Annotated in this window: 12 protein-coding genes; 7 read left to right on the top strand and 5 right to left on the bottom strand. The window is 43.2% G+C overall.

Annotated elements, in window-relative coordinates; genetic code table 11:
* Positions 1-68: 68 nt before the first annotated feature.
* From pqiB to phhA, 4 genes are all read right to left on the bottom strand, one after another.
* Positions 69-1,715, bottom strand: coding sequence for an intermembrane transport protein PqiB (gene pqiB / locus L4D09_RS11370; RefSeq protein ID WP_428457626.1), 1,647 nt, complete (start codon positions 1,713-1,715; stop codon positions 69-71).
* Positions 1,708-3,051: a PqiA/YebS family transporter subunit gene (locus tag L4D09_RS11365; protein ID WP_428457625.1), complete on the bottom strand. Its 1,344-nt coding sequence runs from the start codon at positions 3,049-3,051 to the stop codon at positions 1,708-1,710. The genes pqiB and L4D09_RS11365 overlap by 8 nt, the downstream gene beginning before the upstream one ends.
* A 142-nt stretch (positions 3,052-3,193) precedes the next feature.
* Complete coding sequence (locus L4D09_RS11360) at positions 3,194-3,529, bottom strand: 4a-hydroxytetrahydrobiopterin dehydratase (RefSeq protein ID WP_428457624.1); 336 nt, start codon at positions 3,527-3,529, stop codon at positions 3,194-3,196.
* Between the two features lie 60 nt (positions 3,530-3,589).
* The gene (phhA, locus tag L4D09_RS11355) at positions 3,590-4,405 is read right to left on the bottom strand and encodes a phenylalanine 4-monooxygenase (protein ID WP_428457623.1); all 816 of its coding nucleotides are present in this window, start codon (positions 4,403-4,405) and stop codon (positions 3,590-3,592) included.
* 404 nt (positions 4,406-4,809) lie between these two features.
* Between phhA and L4D09_RS11350 the strand changes: the two genes are divergently transcribed.
* From L4D09_RS11350 to L4D09_RS11320, 7 genes are all read left to right on the top strand, one after another.
* Positions 4,810-5,964 (top strand): homogentisate 1,2-dioxygenase, encoded by a 1,155-nt coding sequence (locus tag L4D09_RS11350; protein ID WP_428457622.1) that lies wholly within the window; start codon positions 4,810-4,812, stop codon positions 5,962-5,964.
* A gap of 49 nt (positions 5,965-6,013) precedes the next feature.
* A complete protein-coding gene (locus tag L4D09_RS11345) occupies positions 6,014-7,036 on the top strand; it encodes a fumarylacetoacetate hydrolase family protein (protein WP_428457621.1) in 1,023 nt (340 codons plus the stop codon).
* A 36-nt stretch (positions 7,037-7,072) separates the two neighbouring features.
* Positions 7,073-7,711 (top strand): maleylacetoacetate isomerase, encoded by a 639-nt coding sequence (gene maiA / locus L4D09_RS11340; RefSeq protein WP_428457632.1) that lies wholly within the window; start codon positions 7,073-7,075, stop codon positions 7,709-7,711.
* A 75-nt stretch (positions 7,712-7,786) separates the two neighbouring features.
* Positions 7,787-9,808, top strand: coding sequence for an acetoacetate--CoA ligase (locus L4D09_RS11335; protein WP_428457620.1), 2,022 nt, complete (start codon positions 7,787-7,789; stop codon positions 9,806-9,808).
* A gap of 92 nt (positions 9,809-9,900) precedes the next feature.
* Positions 9,901-10,887, top strand: coding sequence for a CobW family GTP-binding protein (locus L4D09_RS11330; protein ID WP_428457619.1), 987 nt, complete (start codon positions 9,901-9,903; stop codon positions 10,885-10,887).
* A 210-nt stretch (positions 10,888-11,097) separates the two neighbouring features.
* Entirely contained in the window at positions 11,098-12,483 is a 1,386-nt protein-coding gene (locus tag L4D09_RS11325; RefSeq protein ID WP_428457618.1) for a TldD/PmbA family protein, read from the top strand.
* Positions 12,483-13,826, top strand: coding sequence for a TldD/PmbA family protein (locus tag L4D09_RS11320; protein ID WP_428457617.1), 1,344 nt, complete (start codon positions 12,483-12,485; stop codon positions 13,824-13,826). The genes L4D09_RS11325 and L4D09_RS11320 overlap by 1 nt, the downstream gene beginning before the upstream one ends.
* A gap of 99 nt (positions 13,827-13,925) precedes the next feature.
* On the opposite strand, the gene L4D09_RS11315 is transcribed toward L4D09_RS11320, so the two are convergent.
* A complete protein-coding gene (locus L4D09_RS11315; protein ID WP_428457616.1) occupies positions 13,926-14,174 on the bottom strand; it encodes a hypothetical protein in 249 nt (82 codons plus the stop codon).
* Position 14,175 lies beyond the last annotated feature (1 nt).

Below are 14,175 nucleotides of genomic sequence, written 5' to 3'. Positions count from 1 at the left end.
TTTAACTGCTGGCTCCGATGAACTACACCCTGTTAAAACAAGCGTCAAAAACAATAGAAATCGAGACATTATTGTACTCCCCCAGCAGGTATTGGGTCAGGTGTCTTCTCACTGGTAAATATTAATGAGTTAGGTTTCTCATTTAACTGCCTTAACACAGGTTGAAGCTCTGCCATGACATGCTCAAACTGGGCTAATGCCTGCTCTAGATTTTGATAGGGCTGAGCATCAGGTCCAAAGCCATTTAAGGTTTTCTGGATTTGCTCTAAACTATGACGAATATCGCCTGGTATTGCTTGAGTATCTTTTTGCGCGAGTAAGCCCGTTAGTTCTTTTGCTACGCCTTCCGCTGCTGCCAACGTTTTCTGAGAGGTGCTTAATGTCGCATTTAAACTCTTTAATGTGTCCTCAACCGGTAGCTCATTTACCTTATTCAAAATCGCCATAATTTGCTTCTGTATTTGAGCAAAGCCACCCGCTTTCGTTGGGAATAAATCATAACCGCTATATTGCCTTGTATTTGGCATTTTCTCATCGGGGTATTGTTCTAAATCGATAAGTAGCGCCCCCGTTAGAATATTCCCCGTCTTTAAAGACGCCCTTAAACCAGCGCCAAACTCTTTCTCTAGGTTTAACTTCAATTCATCCAACGAGCCATAATTGATGTGTTGAAGTACCCGGCCAAGTTCAATACGCACTAAGACTGGAATTTGCTTATTCGTGAAACCTTCTTCCATCGTTGATAAGCTGAGAGGCACTTTCTGCACCGTACCCACTCGAATACCACGGTATTCAATTGGTGCACCTTCATTTAGCCCCCTCACCGACTCATCAAAAAACATGACATACTCAAGATACTCATCGAAAAACCGCTCTTTGACTTGCTTGAGGTTGTTATAAAGTCGAAATTTTGAAAGCTCAGCGGTAATTAGCTTGCCGGGATCTCTGCCTTTAGGTACACGGAAACTGACCCCCCCTGTAATAAGAGATTCTATCGAACCAATTTTTAAGTTAAACCCTTCAGCCGACATATTAAGATCAACCCCTGACGTTAGCCAAAAGCGACTTCTCTTACGAATCAAACCGTTATACGGTTCAAAAATAAATAATTGGTAGTGCGCTTTCTTTGTATCTGGGTCAAATGTTGCTTTCTCTACTCGCCCAACGGTAAAGCCTTCATATAAAACCGGGTCGCCAACGCCCAACTTTCCGGCCTCATTATGGGTTAGAATTAATCTAATACCTTTCGCATCAGGTGGGGCAACTGGCGGTATTTCTAACACAGTAAAGTCTCGCTGCTCTTTTCCACTTCGTCCCGGCCTTAACTGGATATAGGCACCAGAAAGTAATGTTTCTAAGCCCGATACACCTTCTTTCCCTATTCGTGGTTTAACCACCCAGAATAGTGTGTCGTCTTTCAGCATTCGGGCTGCATCTTTGTCCATTTGAACAATCACCTGAATAGCGCTGTAATCATCATTCAACGTGACGTCTTTAACGATACCCACTTTGACATTCAGCGCTTTAATTTCGGTTTTCCCAACCTCAATACCCTCAGCGGTATCCATCGTTAAAGTAATTTCAGGTCCTTGGCTCGTGATAAATTGATAAAACATCCATATCCCAATCCCAATAGCGACAAGTGGTACAAGCCATATCGAAGAAACTTGCTTCACCGATTCTTTACTCGCCTTAGGCGATTGTTGTTCACTCATGAGCATTGTTCTCATTGTTGTTATTGGTCATTATTTCTGTTCTTTCCGTCTTATTAGTTTCTTCTCCCTGCGCCCAAAATATACGAGGATCAAATGTCATTGCCGACAACATGGTTAGCAACACAACACAGGCAAATGAAAGTGCAGCAGGTCCGGGGAAAATAGCCATTAAGTTTTGCAATTGAACAAGAGCAACTAATATGGCGACAACAAAAATATCAATCATTGACCACCGGCCAATAAACTCTGTCACTCGATAAAGCTTTAATTGCTTAATAGCTTCACGTTCACCTTCAGAGGTATTACGGTGCGCATGAAAATAGAGCCACGTTAAAGCAAACATCTTGGCTAATGGAATCACAACACTCGCAATAAAAATGACCGCAGCAATGGGGTATGATTTCAATTGCCACAGCAACACTACCCCACCTAAAATGGTAGAGCCTTCAGTATTACCAAGACTTACCGTATACATCATTGGATACAGGTTTGCTGGTACAAAAAACACAGCAGCTGCAATTAATAATGCCCATGAGCGCTGCAGCATTTGTGCAGGGTTGTAAGGATGAAGCGAAGCATGGCAACGAAAACAAAGAGCACTGTTATGATTTGTAGATATTGGGTTTATTTGCGCGCAAATATGGCAATTAATATGGTTATTTGAATGGTGACTATCGCCCGCAACAATGCCTTTTATGGGTACAAGCGGAAGGAACTGCATCCACAGCCAAGTTCGGTCAACCATTGAAACGCATTTAACAACAAGTACGGTGTAAATACAAAAAGCCCAAAATGACATCCCTAAACCGACATCAGCCAATGCCGCTATTTTAATCAAACTGACTAACACCCCGATCAAAAACACATCAACCATTAGCCATGGTTCAATGCGTATCATCGCTCTGCATAATCGCTTTTCCATCGTAGAAATAAGTTTCTTACAACCCGCGACACTTTGTCCTGCACGAACATATAAATACAATAAGACGCTCAGATATATAGCAGGCAATATCACGACGGTGGCTAATAGCAGAAGCGCCAATAAGCTATTTTCGTATTCACTCAACATTTTGACAGAATGCATCAGCGTAATTTCTTGGCTAATACCTTGTACACTGAATGACATAAAAGGGAAACTGACGCTAGCAACGAGCATCACTAAACTCGCAACCCCATAAGAAAGAGGCCGCTGAAATGGCTGTGCCACACGTTTAGCTAAAGTATGGTGGCAGCGTGGACATGATGCTTTCTCTCCATCATCTAACGATGGCAGCTCAACAACAAGCCCACATTCTTCACAACTAACAAGCGTTTGTAATGACAGTGATTTAGACATTTCCTTTCCAAAAAACTCACCTTGGTTCAAGTATAGGAAGGATTTGTCTTAAAGTGCCCTGAATATAATCACTCTGTATAAATAACCGTTTTTTACCAATCAATTAGGGTAAACGTAAGGCTAATGGATTTACGGATGAATATTAATACAATAGATCTGTTTTAGCCGCGCAAATGAAGTCGTTTTTGTGCAAGCCTTTAGCTGAATGGCTCCACCATCGAACGGTTACCTTCCCCCACTCTAACGTAATCTCCGGATGATGAAACTCTTGTTCAGCCAACTCGGCAACGCGATCAGTAAATACCCATGCATGTTTGAAATTTTTAAAGCTAAAGATACGCTCTAACTGCATAGTGCCACCAACATCTATTACACCCCATTCAGGCACTTGAGTTAAAAGCTCTGTGACATCTTCCTCTGCTACTTTTGGTGCTCCTGCTTGGCAAGCCTCGCACTTTAATTCATGTAAATCTGCCATTGGCTATTATCCTACTCTTCTGATTATTAAGATTATTGAAACAATGCATTAAGCAACAATTTAAACGGCATACTTAAAGATAGGCGAATGCATTCCCTTTTTTCGAGCCTCATTTACATATTTCATAATATCTTGCTGTGCGAGCTCATAAAGCTGCTGTATATCATCCAATATAAAATAGATTGGCTGCATAATATCGATACGGTATGGGGTTCGCATGATCTCAACAGGATCAAACTTCGCGTACCTTGGGTGTTCTTGAGCACTCATACGTGCTTGCTGACCGCCTGTAAGTGCATAATGCGTTTCACCAGGGGATGATAATATTCCACCACCATAAATGCGTATTTCACCCTGCTGGCGTAATAAACCAAACTCAACGGTAAACCAATATAGCCGCGCCAAATACACCCGATCTTCGGGTGTTGCCGCCAATCCTAACTTTCCATATGCATGCGTAAACTCTGCAAATGCAGGATTGGTTAACATTGCACAGTGGCCGAATATTTCATGGAAGAAGTCGGGCTCTTGCAAGTAATCGAACTCTTCTCGGCGCCGTATAAACGTTGCAACAGGAAATTGTTTATTTGCCAACAATGAAAAAAAGCGATCGAAATTAATCAGCGCTGGCACTGCTGCACATTCCCAACCTGTTCTGCTGCCGAGTACACGATTAACTTCCGCTAGTTGCGGTACATGCTCTTTGGGTAAGTTCAGTAGTGTCAAACCATACAAGTATTCATTGCACGCCCGACCATCTAAACAACTTAATTGCCGCGTGACTAAATCTTGCCAGACGCGGTCTTCTGTCTCACTCCAATCAACGTGGCCATCATCGCCAAGTTTTTTCGATGTATACTTAGTCGCACTACCCATAATTAGTCACCGATCTACCGTCACTGCCTCTCCGTGGCACAAATTCAAAAATCTGCATTTCAATATTTTCTTATTTAAGGGTAGATGCCTTACTCAACTCACCGCCTTCATGACTCGATAATTAAGCCCTGCCCAGCGTAACAATAAATTTACATTTAAATGTTTTATTCACCTTACCTATTCGACTTCCATTTATCTCTGCACTTTGTGTTATTACAACAACATGTAAAGTCTTCAAGACATATCATCCCATTTTGCCATCAGGGCAAAAAGTTGCTTGTTCTCGCTTGTTAAGCCAGAGTTAACACATTCCTTAACTAAATAGAATCCACACTTGAAACGTATCTAGCTCATCATTTTAGGTACAACATGGCTGTTAACTACCGTTAAAAACAGGAGTTCTTATGCGGCAATGGTTTCAATTTCCTATCACGGAAGGAAAAGCCTCTAAACAAGCGCATTGCGACCTTCCGGAAGGTACATATGAAAGAGAGTGTGGAAAAGAAGGCTTCTTTGGCCCAGCAAGCCACATGTATCATGCTCACCCCCCTACAGGTTGGATTGAATGGGAAGGCACGCTACGACCTCGGGCCATAAACACCAACGCGATAAATGCATCGACAGCAACACCTTGGAGTGCGCCACTCTTATTGTTTAACAGCAACCTCAAGCTTCGAGTTTGGCAAACCAATACCGCAATGGATCACCTCGTCCGCAACGGCGATGGCGATGAAGTGCTTTTCGTCCATCATGGTTGTGGTGATCTTTACTGTGACTATGGGCACCTAAGCTATAAAGATGGCGATTATATCGTCTTACCCAGAGCAACCAGCTGGCGAATTACCCCCCATGCTTCGACGACTATACTACTGATTGAAGCAACCAATAGCGGTTTTCAAATGGCAGATCGAGGATTAGTGGGTCAACATGCTATTTATGATCCTGCGGTACTTGAATACGCTAAAATTAACGACCAATTTCTTGCACAGCAGTCGTTTCATCAAGTTAAAACAGCAGAGGGCTATAAGCATTGGCAAGTATACCTAAAGGCCAGAAACAGCCTTAATACGATTACTTACCCGTTTAACCCGCTCGACGCACAGGGCTGGAAAGGCAACCTAACCGCATTCAAATTAAACTGGCGCCATATTCGCCCTCTCATGAGCCACCGTTACCATTTGCCGCCATCCGCCCACACCACATTTGTTGCCGACGCATTTGTGATATGTACTTTTGTGCCAAGGCCAATCGAGACCGATCCTGATGCATTAAAAGTCCCTTTTTTTCATAACAATGATGATTATGATGAAGTGCTATTTTATCACCGAGGTAATTTTTTCAGCCGCGATAACATTGAAGCAGGCATGATTACCCACCACCCATGCGGTTTCTCTCATGGACCTCACCCTAAAGCACTGGCAGCAAGTAAATCACAACCGAAAAAAGACACCGATGAAGTTGCAGTCATGATCGATGCCCGTTACCCACTTGAAATTGCAGAACTACCTGAAGGGGCAGAAAACACCGACTATGTTTACTCATGGCAAGAGAATAAATAATCATTCGGGCTAAAGGCCGTCAATTTACATTGTAAACAAGGAGCCAAACGTGAAACTCGCATCTCTTAATCATGGCCGTGATGGTCAACTCATTGTGGTATCACGTGACTTAAAGGTTGCTGTTCATGCTCACGATATTGCGCCCACCCTACAGTTTGCCTTAGATAATTGGGATCAAGTCGAAGCCGACCTTCAACATATTTACCACAACCTCAATAACGGTGATATATCCAATAGTTTTACTTTCAACCCGATGTTTTGTGCCTCCCCGTTACCTCGCGCTTACCAATGGGCTGACGGCAGTGCTTATGTCAATCACGTCGAATTAGTAAGAAAAGCAAGAGGGGCTAAAATGCCTGAAAGCTTTTGGAGCGATCCTCTGATATATCAAGGTATGTCAGATGGTTTTCTAGCGCCAAATCAAGATATCAGTATTGAAGATGAAAGCTGGGGCATTGATTTTGAAGGTGAAATAGCCATTATCACTGATGATGTACCTATGGGAACTCGGACAGAAGAAGTGCATGGCCACATTAAGTTACTCATGCTGGTAAATGATGTATCACTGAGAAACCTTATTCCTAATGAACTCGGAAAAGGGTTTGGTTTTTTCCAATCTAAACCTTCATCTTCGTTTTCACCCGTTGCGGTTACACCCGACGAGTTAGGTGATAGTTGGCATGATTTTAAGCTACATCACCGTTTACACGTACATTTAAACAATAGCCTCTTTGGTCAGCCTCACGCAGGGGTTGATATGACATTTAACTTCTCTGAATTGGTACAACATGTCGCTAAAAGTCGCCATATCGCGGCGGGTACGATTATTGGGTCAGGCACAGTATCAAACAAAGACAGAAGCAGTGGCTCTTGCTGTATTGCAGAAAAACGTATGTTAGAAGTCCTTGAATCTGGCGAAGCTAAAACACCATTTTTGCAATTTGGTGATACGGTGCGCATTGAAATGTTCGATAACAACAATGCTTCAATATTTGGCGCTATCGAGCAGAAAGTCGTTAAATATCAACATAAATACTGCGATGACGACCTTAATCACCACAAGCCACATTAGTTGGATTTATTCATTCGGGGTATAAAGGATTAAATGATGAAGCTTTACGACTACTACCGTTCATCGGCTGCTTACCGAGTTCGCATCGCTTTAAACATAAAACAATTGTCTTATGAACAGTTACCCATATCATTAATAGACAATGAACATAATAGCGACGGCTATACCTCCGTGAACCCACATGCGTTAGTACCTGGATTACAGCTTGAAAGGTCGGGAGATACCAGCGTACTAGGTCAATCAATTGCGATTATTGAGTACCTTGACGAATGCTACCCTGAGCCACCTTTACTGCCTGCCCTCCCCCTAGAAAAAGCACGATGTCGTGAAATATCACTTGCCATTGCATGTGATATCCACCCTTTAAATAACTTAAGAATATTGAACTACCTCAATACCGAACTGGGTGTTAATCAGAATGAAAAAATGGTGTGGTATCACCATTGGTTAAGCCGTGGGTTCCAAACGCTTGAACGACTAATTTCACACCAGAACACTTCTTTTTGTTGTAGTGAACACCCAACAATGGCTGATTTATGCCTAATTCCACAGCTCTATAATGCCAAACGATTTGGTTTTGATACTAGCTCTTACCCTGCGCTACTCAATATTGAAAGACGGTGCTTCACATTAACCCCGTTTATTCAAGCCCACCCCGATAATCAATCAATATAAACCAACAATAAAAGCGAAACGCTATCAATCGAGCATTCAACATATTAAGCCGCTAAATAGTTAAAGGAAGAGGTTATGCGAACACAACAAGCACATAGCACTCACAATGAATCGACAATGTTATGGATGCCGGATAAAGATAGGCTGCAAAAAAGCAAATTATACCAATTCATGGTTGAGTTAAGTGAACAGCAAGATATGTTGTTTCATGATTACAACCAGCTACACCGTTGGAGTGTTGATAATAACGAGCACTTTTGGGAGTTGGTATGGCAATTCTGTGGCGTAGTCGGCGATAAGCTACCACCTGTTACTTTTTGCCCTCCTCATTCAACGAATCAGCCGAAGGAAACTCAATGGTTTCCACTTTCTACACTTAATTATGCTGAGAATCTGCTAAGAAATTGGCATACACATGCCGCAGCTGATGCCATCATTTTTCATAGCGAAGGCGAGTTCACGAGAAAGCAGCATTTAAGCTGGCAGCAATTATATCGCCAGACCTCGCAAGTCGCAGCTTTCCTAAAAAGTTACGGTGTGTCGGAAGGAGACGTTGTGGCAGGTTATCTACCCAACCTACCGCAAACCATCGTTGCAATGCTCGCAACAACATCACTAGGGGCGATCTGGACATCAACCTCCCCCGACTTTGGATCCGAAAGTGTCATTGAGCGGTTTAATCAAACAAAACCTAAAGTCTTATTCTGTGCAGATGGTTATTTTTATAATGGTAAGTCAATTTGCTACAACGATAAAATTAACCAAGTTGTGTCGAATTTACCAAGCTTAGAGTGCGTCGTTGTTATTCCCTACATTGAGGGTGAACACGAGCCATTGTCTCCTTCAATTGAAACGATAGCGGTAACTCACTGGGATTCTATCCTCAAAACATTTGAACCGAATGAAATCACCTTTCAGCCTGTCCCTTTTAATCATCCGCTCTACATTTTGTATTCATCAGGCACTACAGGCCAGCCTAAGTGCATCACCCACAGCGTTGGCGGTACACTTCTCAACCACCTAAAAGAGCATCAATTACAATGTGATATTAAACCTCGCGACAAGGTATTTTACTTCACAACGTGTGGCTGGATGATGTGGAACTGGATGGTGAGTGCACTGGCATCAGAGGCTTCGTTGGTAATATATGATGGTTCGCCTTTCTACCCTTCTGGAAACGTACTCTGGGATATGGCTGAGCAGGAAGAAATAACGCATTTTGGCACTTCCGCTAAATATCTTGAAGCGCTCCAAAAGCAGAATTACTCACCCAAAGAAAACTACCCATTAAAATCTCTAAGAACCCTATTTTCAACGGGTTCAGTTCTTGCCCCTGAGCAATTCGATTTTATCTACCAACACATCAATAATGATATTCAGCTTGCCTCGATATCGGGAGGAACCGATATTTGCGGGTGTTTTGCCATTGGTAATTCTATAAGCCCTGTACTTCGCGGCGAGTGCCAAGGCCGAGCATTAGGTATGGATGTCCGGGTATTTAACCACCATGGTGAGCCTATTATTGACCAGCAAGGTGAGCTGGTGTGCTGTAACAGCTTTCCCAACCAGCCCTGTGGTTTTTGGAACGATGACGACGGAAGCCGATATCATGATGCCTATTGGAATACCTACTCTAACGTATGGCATCACGGTGATTTTGTTGAGCTAGCCTCGACTGGTGGAATGATATTTTTCGGCCGTTCAGACGCAGTATTAAATCCAGGGGGCATCCGTATCGGTACCGCTGAAATATACCGTCAAGTTAACCCCATGGACGAGATTGTTGACTCATTGGTAATCAGCCAAAATGTCGGGAGTGATAGTCGCATTGTACTCTTTGTACAATTAGTCGACACTGCGAAGCTTGATGATGTACTTATTTCAAACATAAAACAGGCCATAAAAACACAATGCTCACCAAAACATGTGCCTGAAATCATTCTTGAGGTAAGTGACATTCCGCGAACAAAGTCAGGCAAGCTGGTTGAACTTGCGGTTAAAAATATTGTCCACAATTTACCAGTTAAAAATGTCAGCGCGCTTGCTAATCCACAAGCATTAGAAGCGTTTAAAAACCGGCCAGAACTCAAACAATAAGCCAGTAACAACACTCAATTTCGACTAATTTACCAAGATATTATCAATTGGGTGATATGATAATGCCACCAAAAAGGAGAGTGACACTGAGTATGAAGCGCATTCCAACAAATATCATTACCGGCTTTCTTGGCGCAGGTAAAACAACCTCTATTTTGTCACTATTGGCGCGTAAGCCTGAAAATGAAAAATGGGCCATTCTAATTAATGAGTTCGGTAACGTCGGCGTCGACGGTGCAATTTTGGACCAACAAGGCGCGATCGTTAAAGAAGTACCAGGTGGCTGTATGTGCTGCGTGGCTGGTTTACCCATGTCGGTCGGCATCAATGCCCTTCTTGCTCAAAAACCAGATCGCTTAATTCTAGAGCCAACAGGTTTAGGCCACCCAAAAGAAATGATCAACAAGATGATCTCTGATACATACAGCGATTACATTGATTTAAAAGCGACTATCACCTTGGTTGACCCTCGCCATGTGTCTGATCCGCTCTACACTGATAACCATAACTTCCAAGATCAAATCGCGTTGGCTGATATTGTCGTTGCCAATAAAGTCGATGAATGTACCGACTACGATTTGTTAGCCTTCGACGCATATGTCAATCAAGCGGAGCCCAAAAAAGCCGCTATTGCTAAAGTAACTCAAGGTGAGCTTGCGCTTGATTTACTCGACCTAGAGCGTATTGAACGTGAAGCTGAACATAGTCACCACCATCATCATGGTGACGGTGACGATATCGCCCCGCTGCCGGGGTTCGAGTTAGCACCTGGGCAGTTATTTATTCGTAAAGAAAATAGCGGCCAGGGCTATCACAGCTGCGGTTGGTTCTTTGCGGTAGAGCAAGAGTTCGATTTTTCAAAAATGTTCTCTCTGCTATCGAACATCAATGCTCAACGCGTTAAAGCCGTTGTTAATACCGAACAAGGCTGCTTTGCATTTAACGTGGTTAACCAAGTCGTTTCGGTTAACGAGTTGTCATTAGAAGGCTTTGAGTCTCGTATTGAAATTATCGATAAAGACAGACTACCTTGGGATGAACTCGAAGAGATTTTATGCTCTCTTGCGAGTGAAAAATAACTCAATAAGCCGGTATGTATATTTAAAAATCGCTATAACCTGCTAATAATTAAACCAATGTAGGCAAATTTTTGATGAAACTTTGCCTAGGTTGGTATAACGATAACAACTGATCAACGTTTTCACTGAATGACTTTGGGGAAACAAGACTGACGTACCATTTTGGTTATGCCCACGCAGCACCAAATTGCTATCACGCAAGGAGCAACTATGCTAAACCCTGCTACTGCACAAACGGTTATCGATCACGCACTTTTTCTTGGTGCGGATTTTGCCGAATTGTTTGTTGAACATCATCAATCAAGCTCCGTAGAGCTGATCTCTGGTGATGTTGATAAAGTAAACTCTGGTATCGACTTTGGTATCGGTGTACGCCTCTTCTTTGGTCATAAAGTACTTTATGGTTACACCAATAGTACCGATGAAGAAGAATTAAAGCGCGTGACTAGCCTACTTGCCGCAAAGGATAAACGCGATCAAATCACTTCCGCTGGTTCACTGAATTTAAGCCGTTATACCAATAAACACCAATGCCAACTTCCTTTGGCTCAAGGTGCAAATTTAGAGGCTAAAATTGCCTTCTTACGTCAAACCAATGATGCTGCGCGTCATGAAGACGATAAGATATCGCAGTTTATTGGCCGTATCCTCCAGCGTGAACAACAAGTTGAAATCTTCAATTCAACGGGCTTGCACATTGCCGATACACGTCATTATACCCGTGTTGCTGCAACTGCAATTGCACAAAATGGCAATGAGCAATCTACTGGCTTTGAAGCGCCTGGCGCATTAACCGGTTGGGAGTTTAACTCACAGCTCAATGCACAAGAGCTAGGTCAAAAAGTGGCCAAACAAGCCATGGTCAAATTGTATGCTGAACATTGCCCTTCTGGCGAAATGCCCGTCATTATCGGTAATGGCTTTGGTGGCGTCATTTTCCACGAAGCATGTGGACATTTACTAGAGACCACATCTGTCGCTAAAAAAGCATCTGTCTTCCATGACAAAATGGGCGAGATGATTGCCAACCCTGTCGTAAATGCGGTTGATGATGGCACTATGAGCAACGAATGGGGCTCTATCAATATTGATGATGAAGGCATGGAAACCCAGCGAACTCAACTTATCAAAGACGGTAAGCTGACTAGTTTTATGGTTGACCATATGGGCTCATTAAAGACAGGTTTTGCACCAACAGGTTCTGGCCGTCGTGAATCATACAAATATGCACCAACTTCGCGTATGCGTAACACATTTATCGAAGCGGGTGATAGCTCTCTTGAAGCAATGATAAGTAGTGTGGAACGTGGTATCTATGCCAAGAAAATGGGTGGTGGCTCTGTTCAACCAGGTACGGGTGAATTTAACTTCGCAGTACAAGAAGCTTATCTGGTTGAAAATGGACAAATCACTAAACCTCTCAAGTCAGCAACATTGATCAGCACTGGGCCTAAAGTGCTCAAAGAAATTTCAATGGTTGGCAGCGATTTCGAACTGGCTGCCGGTATGTGTGGCTCGGTCAGTGGCTCGGTCCCTACTACGGTGGGACAGCCAGCTCTGAAAGTCGATAACATTCTTGTGGGAGGTGGTAACTAATGGCCGATCAACAACAACTTCAAAGTGCAATTGATCACGTCCTTGAACGTGTAACGGCATCTGGCGCTGAAGCCGATGTTATTGCCAGCGGCAGTAACAATTTTTCACTTAAAGCGAATGCTGGTGAGTTGGATGAATATAAAGTCACATCAGGCCAAGTAATTGGCGTGCGAATCATAAAAGATCAGCATGTCGCCACCAGCTACTCTGAATCTATTGAGCCAGCAAGCCTTGATATGATGGTTGAACAGGCATTACAAAATGCACTGTTCACCAAAAAAGATGAGCATCAAACCATCAGTTGCGTAAATAGCCAACTGACGACGAACAACCCAGAAATTTATCAACAAGATAATGCCTCAGTCGATGATAAAATCGCACTGGCCTTGGCACTCGAAAGTGGCGTCGTCGCTAAGCCTAATGCGACGTCTGCACCTTATAATGGTTTTGGTGAATCAGACAGCCAAGTGATCTTAGCCAATACACAAGGTACCCGCTGCTATCACCAAGAACGTTCAAGCTATTGCTACGCGTATACCTTGTATGAGCAAAAAGGTAAACAAGCTATGCATGGTGGTATGTCGTCAGGTCGTCGTTTCGATGAACTAGACCCAAGCTACTGTATTGAGCATGGCTATGAGATGGCCAAAGCTCTGCTTGACGGCGCACCGATTAAAACAGGCAATTACAGCGTCATTTTCGACCTAAGTTGCTTAAGTAATCTCTTTGGTGCATTCGGTATGTGTCTATCTGGCCAGTCTGCCATGAAAGGCATTAACCCATGGCGTGACTCCATAAACCAAACTGTCGCAAGTTCACTGCTGACTGTTTCTGATGTTGCTTATATTGAAGGCGGCTCTGCAATTAAAGCATTCGATAGTGAAGGCTTTACAACATGCGACACCATTTTAATTGGCGAGGGTCAATTACAGAGTTTGCTGCATAACAGCCATACCGCTAGCTTCTTTGGTATTGAAAATACAGCCAACGGTTCTCGCTCGGCAAAAGGCGGGTTAGGTGTGTCTTCACGTCATACTGTCATCGCAACGGGTACAAGCTCTGAAGCCGAAACGACTGCAGGTGAGTACCTAGAATTAGTTGAGTTGCAAGGCGTGCACTCTGGCGCTGATGCGGTAAGTGGTGATTTCTCATTTGGTGCGAGTGGCTTCCTTTGCCGCGATGGCAAGCGAGTTCAGCCTGTTCGAGGCATTACGGTAGCAGGTAACTTCTATCAAATGATCAAAGAGATTGATGCCGTTGGCAATACACTAACACACGATTATGAACGTGATTTTTACGCGCCTACTATACGTTTCAATAAACTGAGTATTGCGGGTAAGTAAGATAATCCTCAATCGTAAAACCTAAAAATGGGTGGTTAATAAGCTCTTACTCGTTAAGAGCATATAGCCACCCTTTTTTTACTCATTCTACTTTGATATTTAGCCAATCGCATTGTCAGGGTCAACTTGGCAATAAGTACTGTTACTTGCTCCCCCCAGCTCAGGTTCAAGAAAATCACGAATGGCATCGATAGATTCAGCTTCCCACATGCTTTGGCAAAGTGTATGTCTTTCTACGACAAAGGTTGAATGTAAACGCATGCCAGAAGGCGGATGCGTTAACGCCCCACCCGCTTTTTGCCAGAACAATTCGGGGTTGGTAATGTCGTGCTGTATAACAATAAACATG

The organism is Photobacterium makurazakiensis, assembly GCF_050336715.1.
In the GTDB taxonomy this organism is placed as follows: domain Bacteria; phylum Pseudomonadota; class Gammaproteobacteria; order Enterobacterales; family Vibrionaceae; genus Photobacterium; species Photobacterium makurazakiensis.
Note: the sequence above shows the minus strand (reverse complement) of the source record. Positions and strands in the feature narration are given on the sequence as shown.

Excerpts from the sequence above, each read along its gene's own strand:
- L4D09_RS11350 (WP_428457622.1), top strand. The coding sequence starts at position 4,810 with ATGCGGCAATGGTTTCAATTTCCTATCACGGAAGGAAAAGCCTCTAAA.
- L4D09_RS11365 (WP_428457625.1), bottom strand. The coding sequence starts at position 3,051 with ATGTCTAAATCACTGTCATTACAAACGCTTGTTAGTTGTGAAGAATGT.
- maiA (WP_428457632.1), top strand. The coding sequence starts at position 7,073 with ATGAAGCTTTACGACTACTACCGTTCATCGGCTGCTTACCGAGTTCGC.
- L4D09_RS11335 (WP_428457620.1), top strand. The coding sequence starts at position 7,787 with ATGCGAACACAACAAGCACATAGCACTCACAATGAATCGACAATGTTA.
- L4D09_RS11320 (WP_428457617.1), top strand. The coding sequence starts at position 12,483 with ATGGCCGATCAACAACAACTTCAAAGTGCAATTGATCACGTCCTTGAA.
- L4D09_RS11360 (WP_428457624.1), bottom strand. The coding sequence starts at position 3,529 with ATGGCAGATTTACATGAATTAAAGTGCGAGGCTTGCCAAGCAGGAGCA.
- pqiB (WP_428457626.1), bottom strand. The coding sequence starts at position 1,715 with ATGAGTGAACAACAATCGCCTAAGGCGAGTAAAGAATCGGTGAAGCAA.
- L4D09_RS11330 (WP_428457619.1), top strand. The coding sequence starts at position 9,901 with ATGAAGCGCATTCCAACAAATATCATTACCGGCTTTCTTGGCGCAGGT.
- phhA (WP_428457623.1), bottom strand. The coding sequence starts at position 4,405 with ATGGGTAGTGCGACTAAGTATACATCGAAAAAACTTGGCGATGATGGC.
- L4D09_RS11325 (WP_428457618.1), top strand. The coding sequence starts at position 11,098 with ATGCTAAACCCTGCTACTGCACAAACGGTTATCGATCACGCACTTTTT.
- L4D09_RS11315 (WP_428457616.1), bottom strand. The coding sequence starts at position 14,174 with ATGTTTATTGTTATACAGCACGACATTACCAACCCCGAATTGTTCTGG.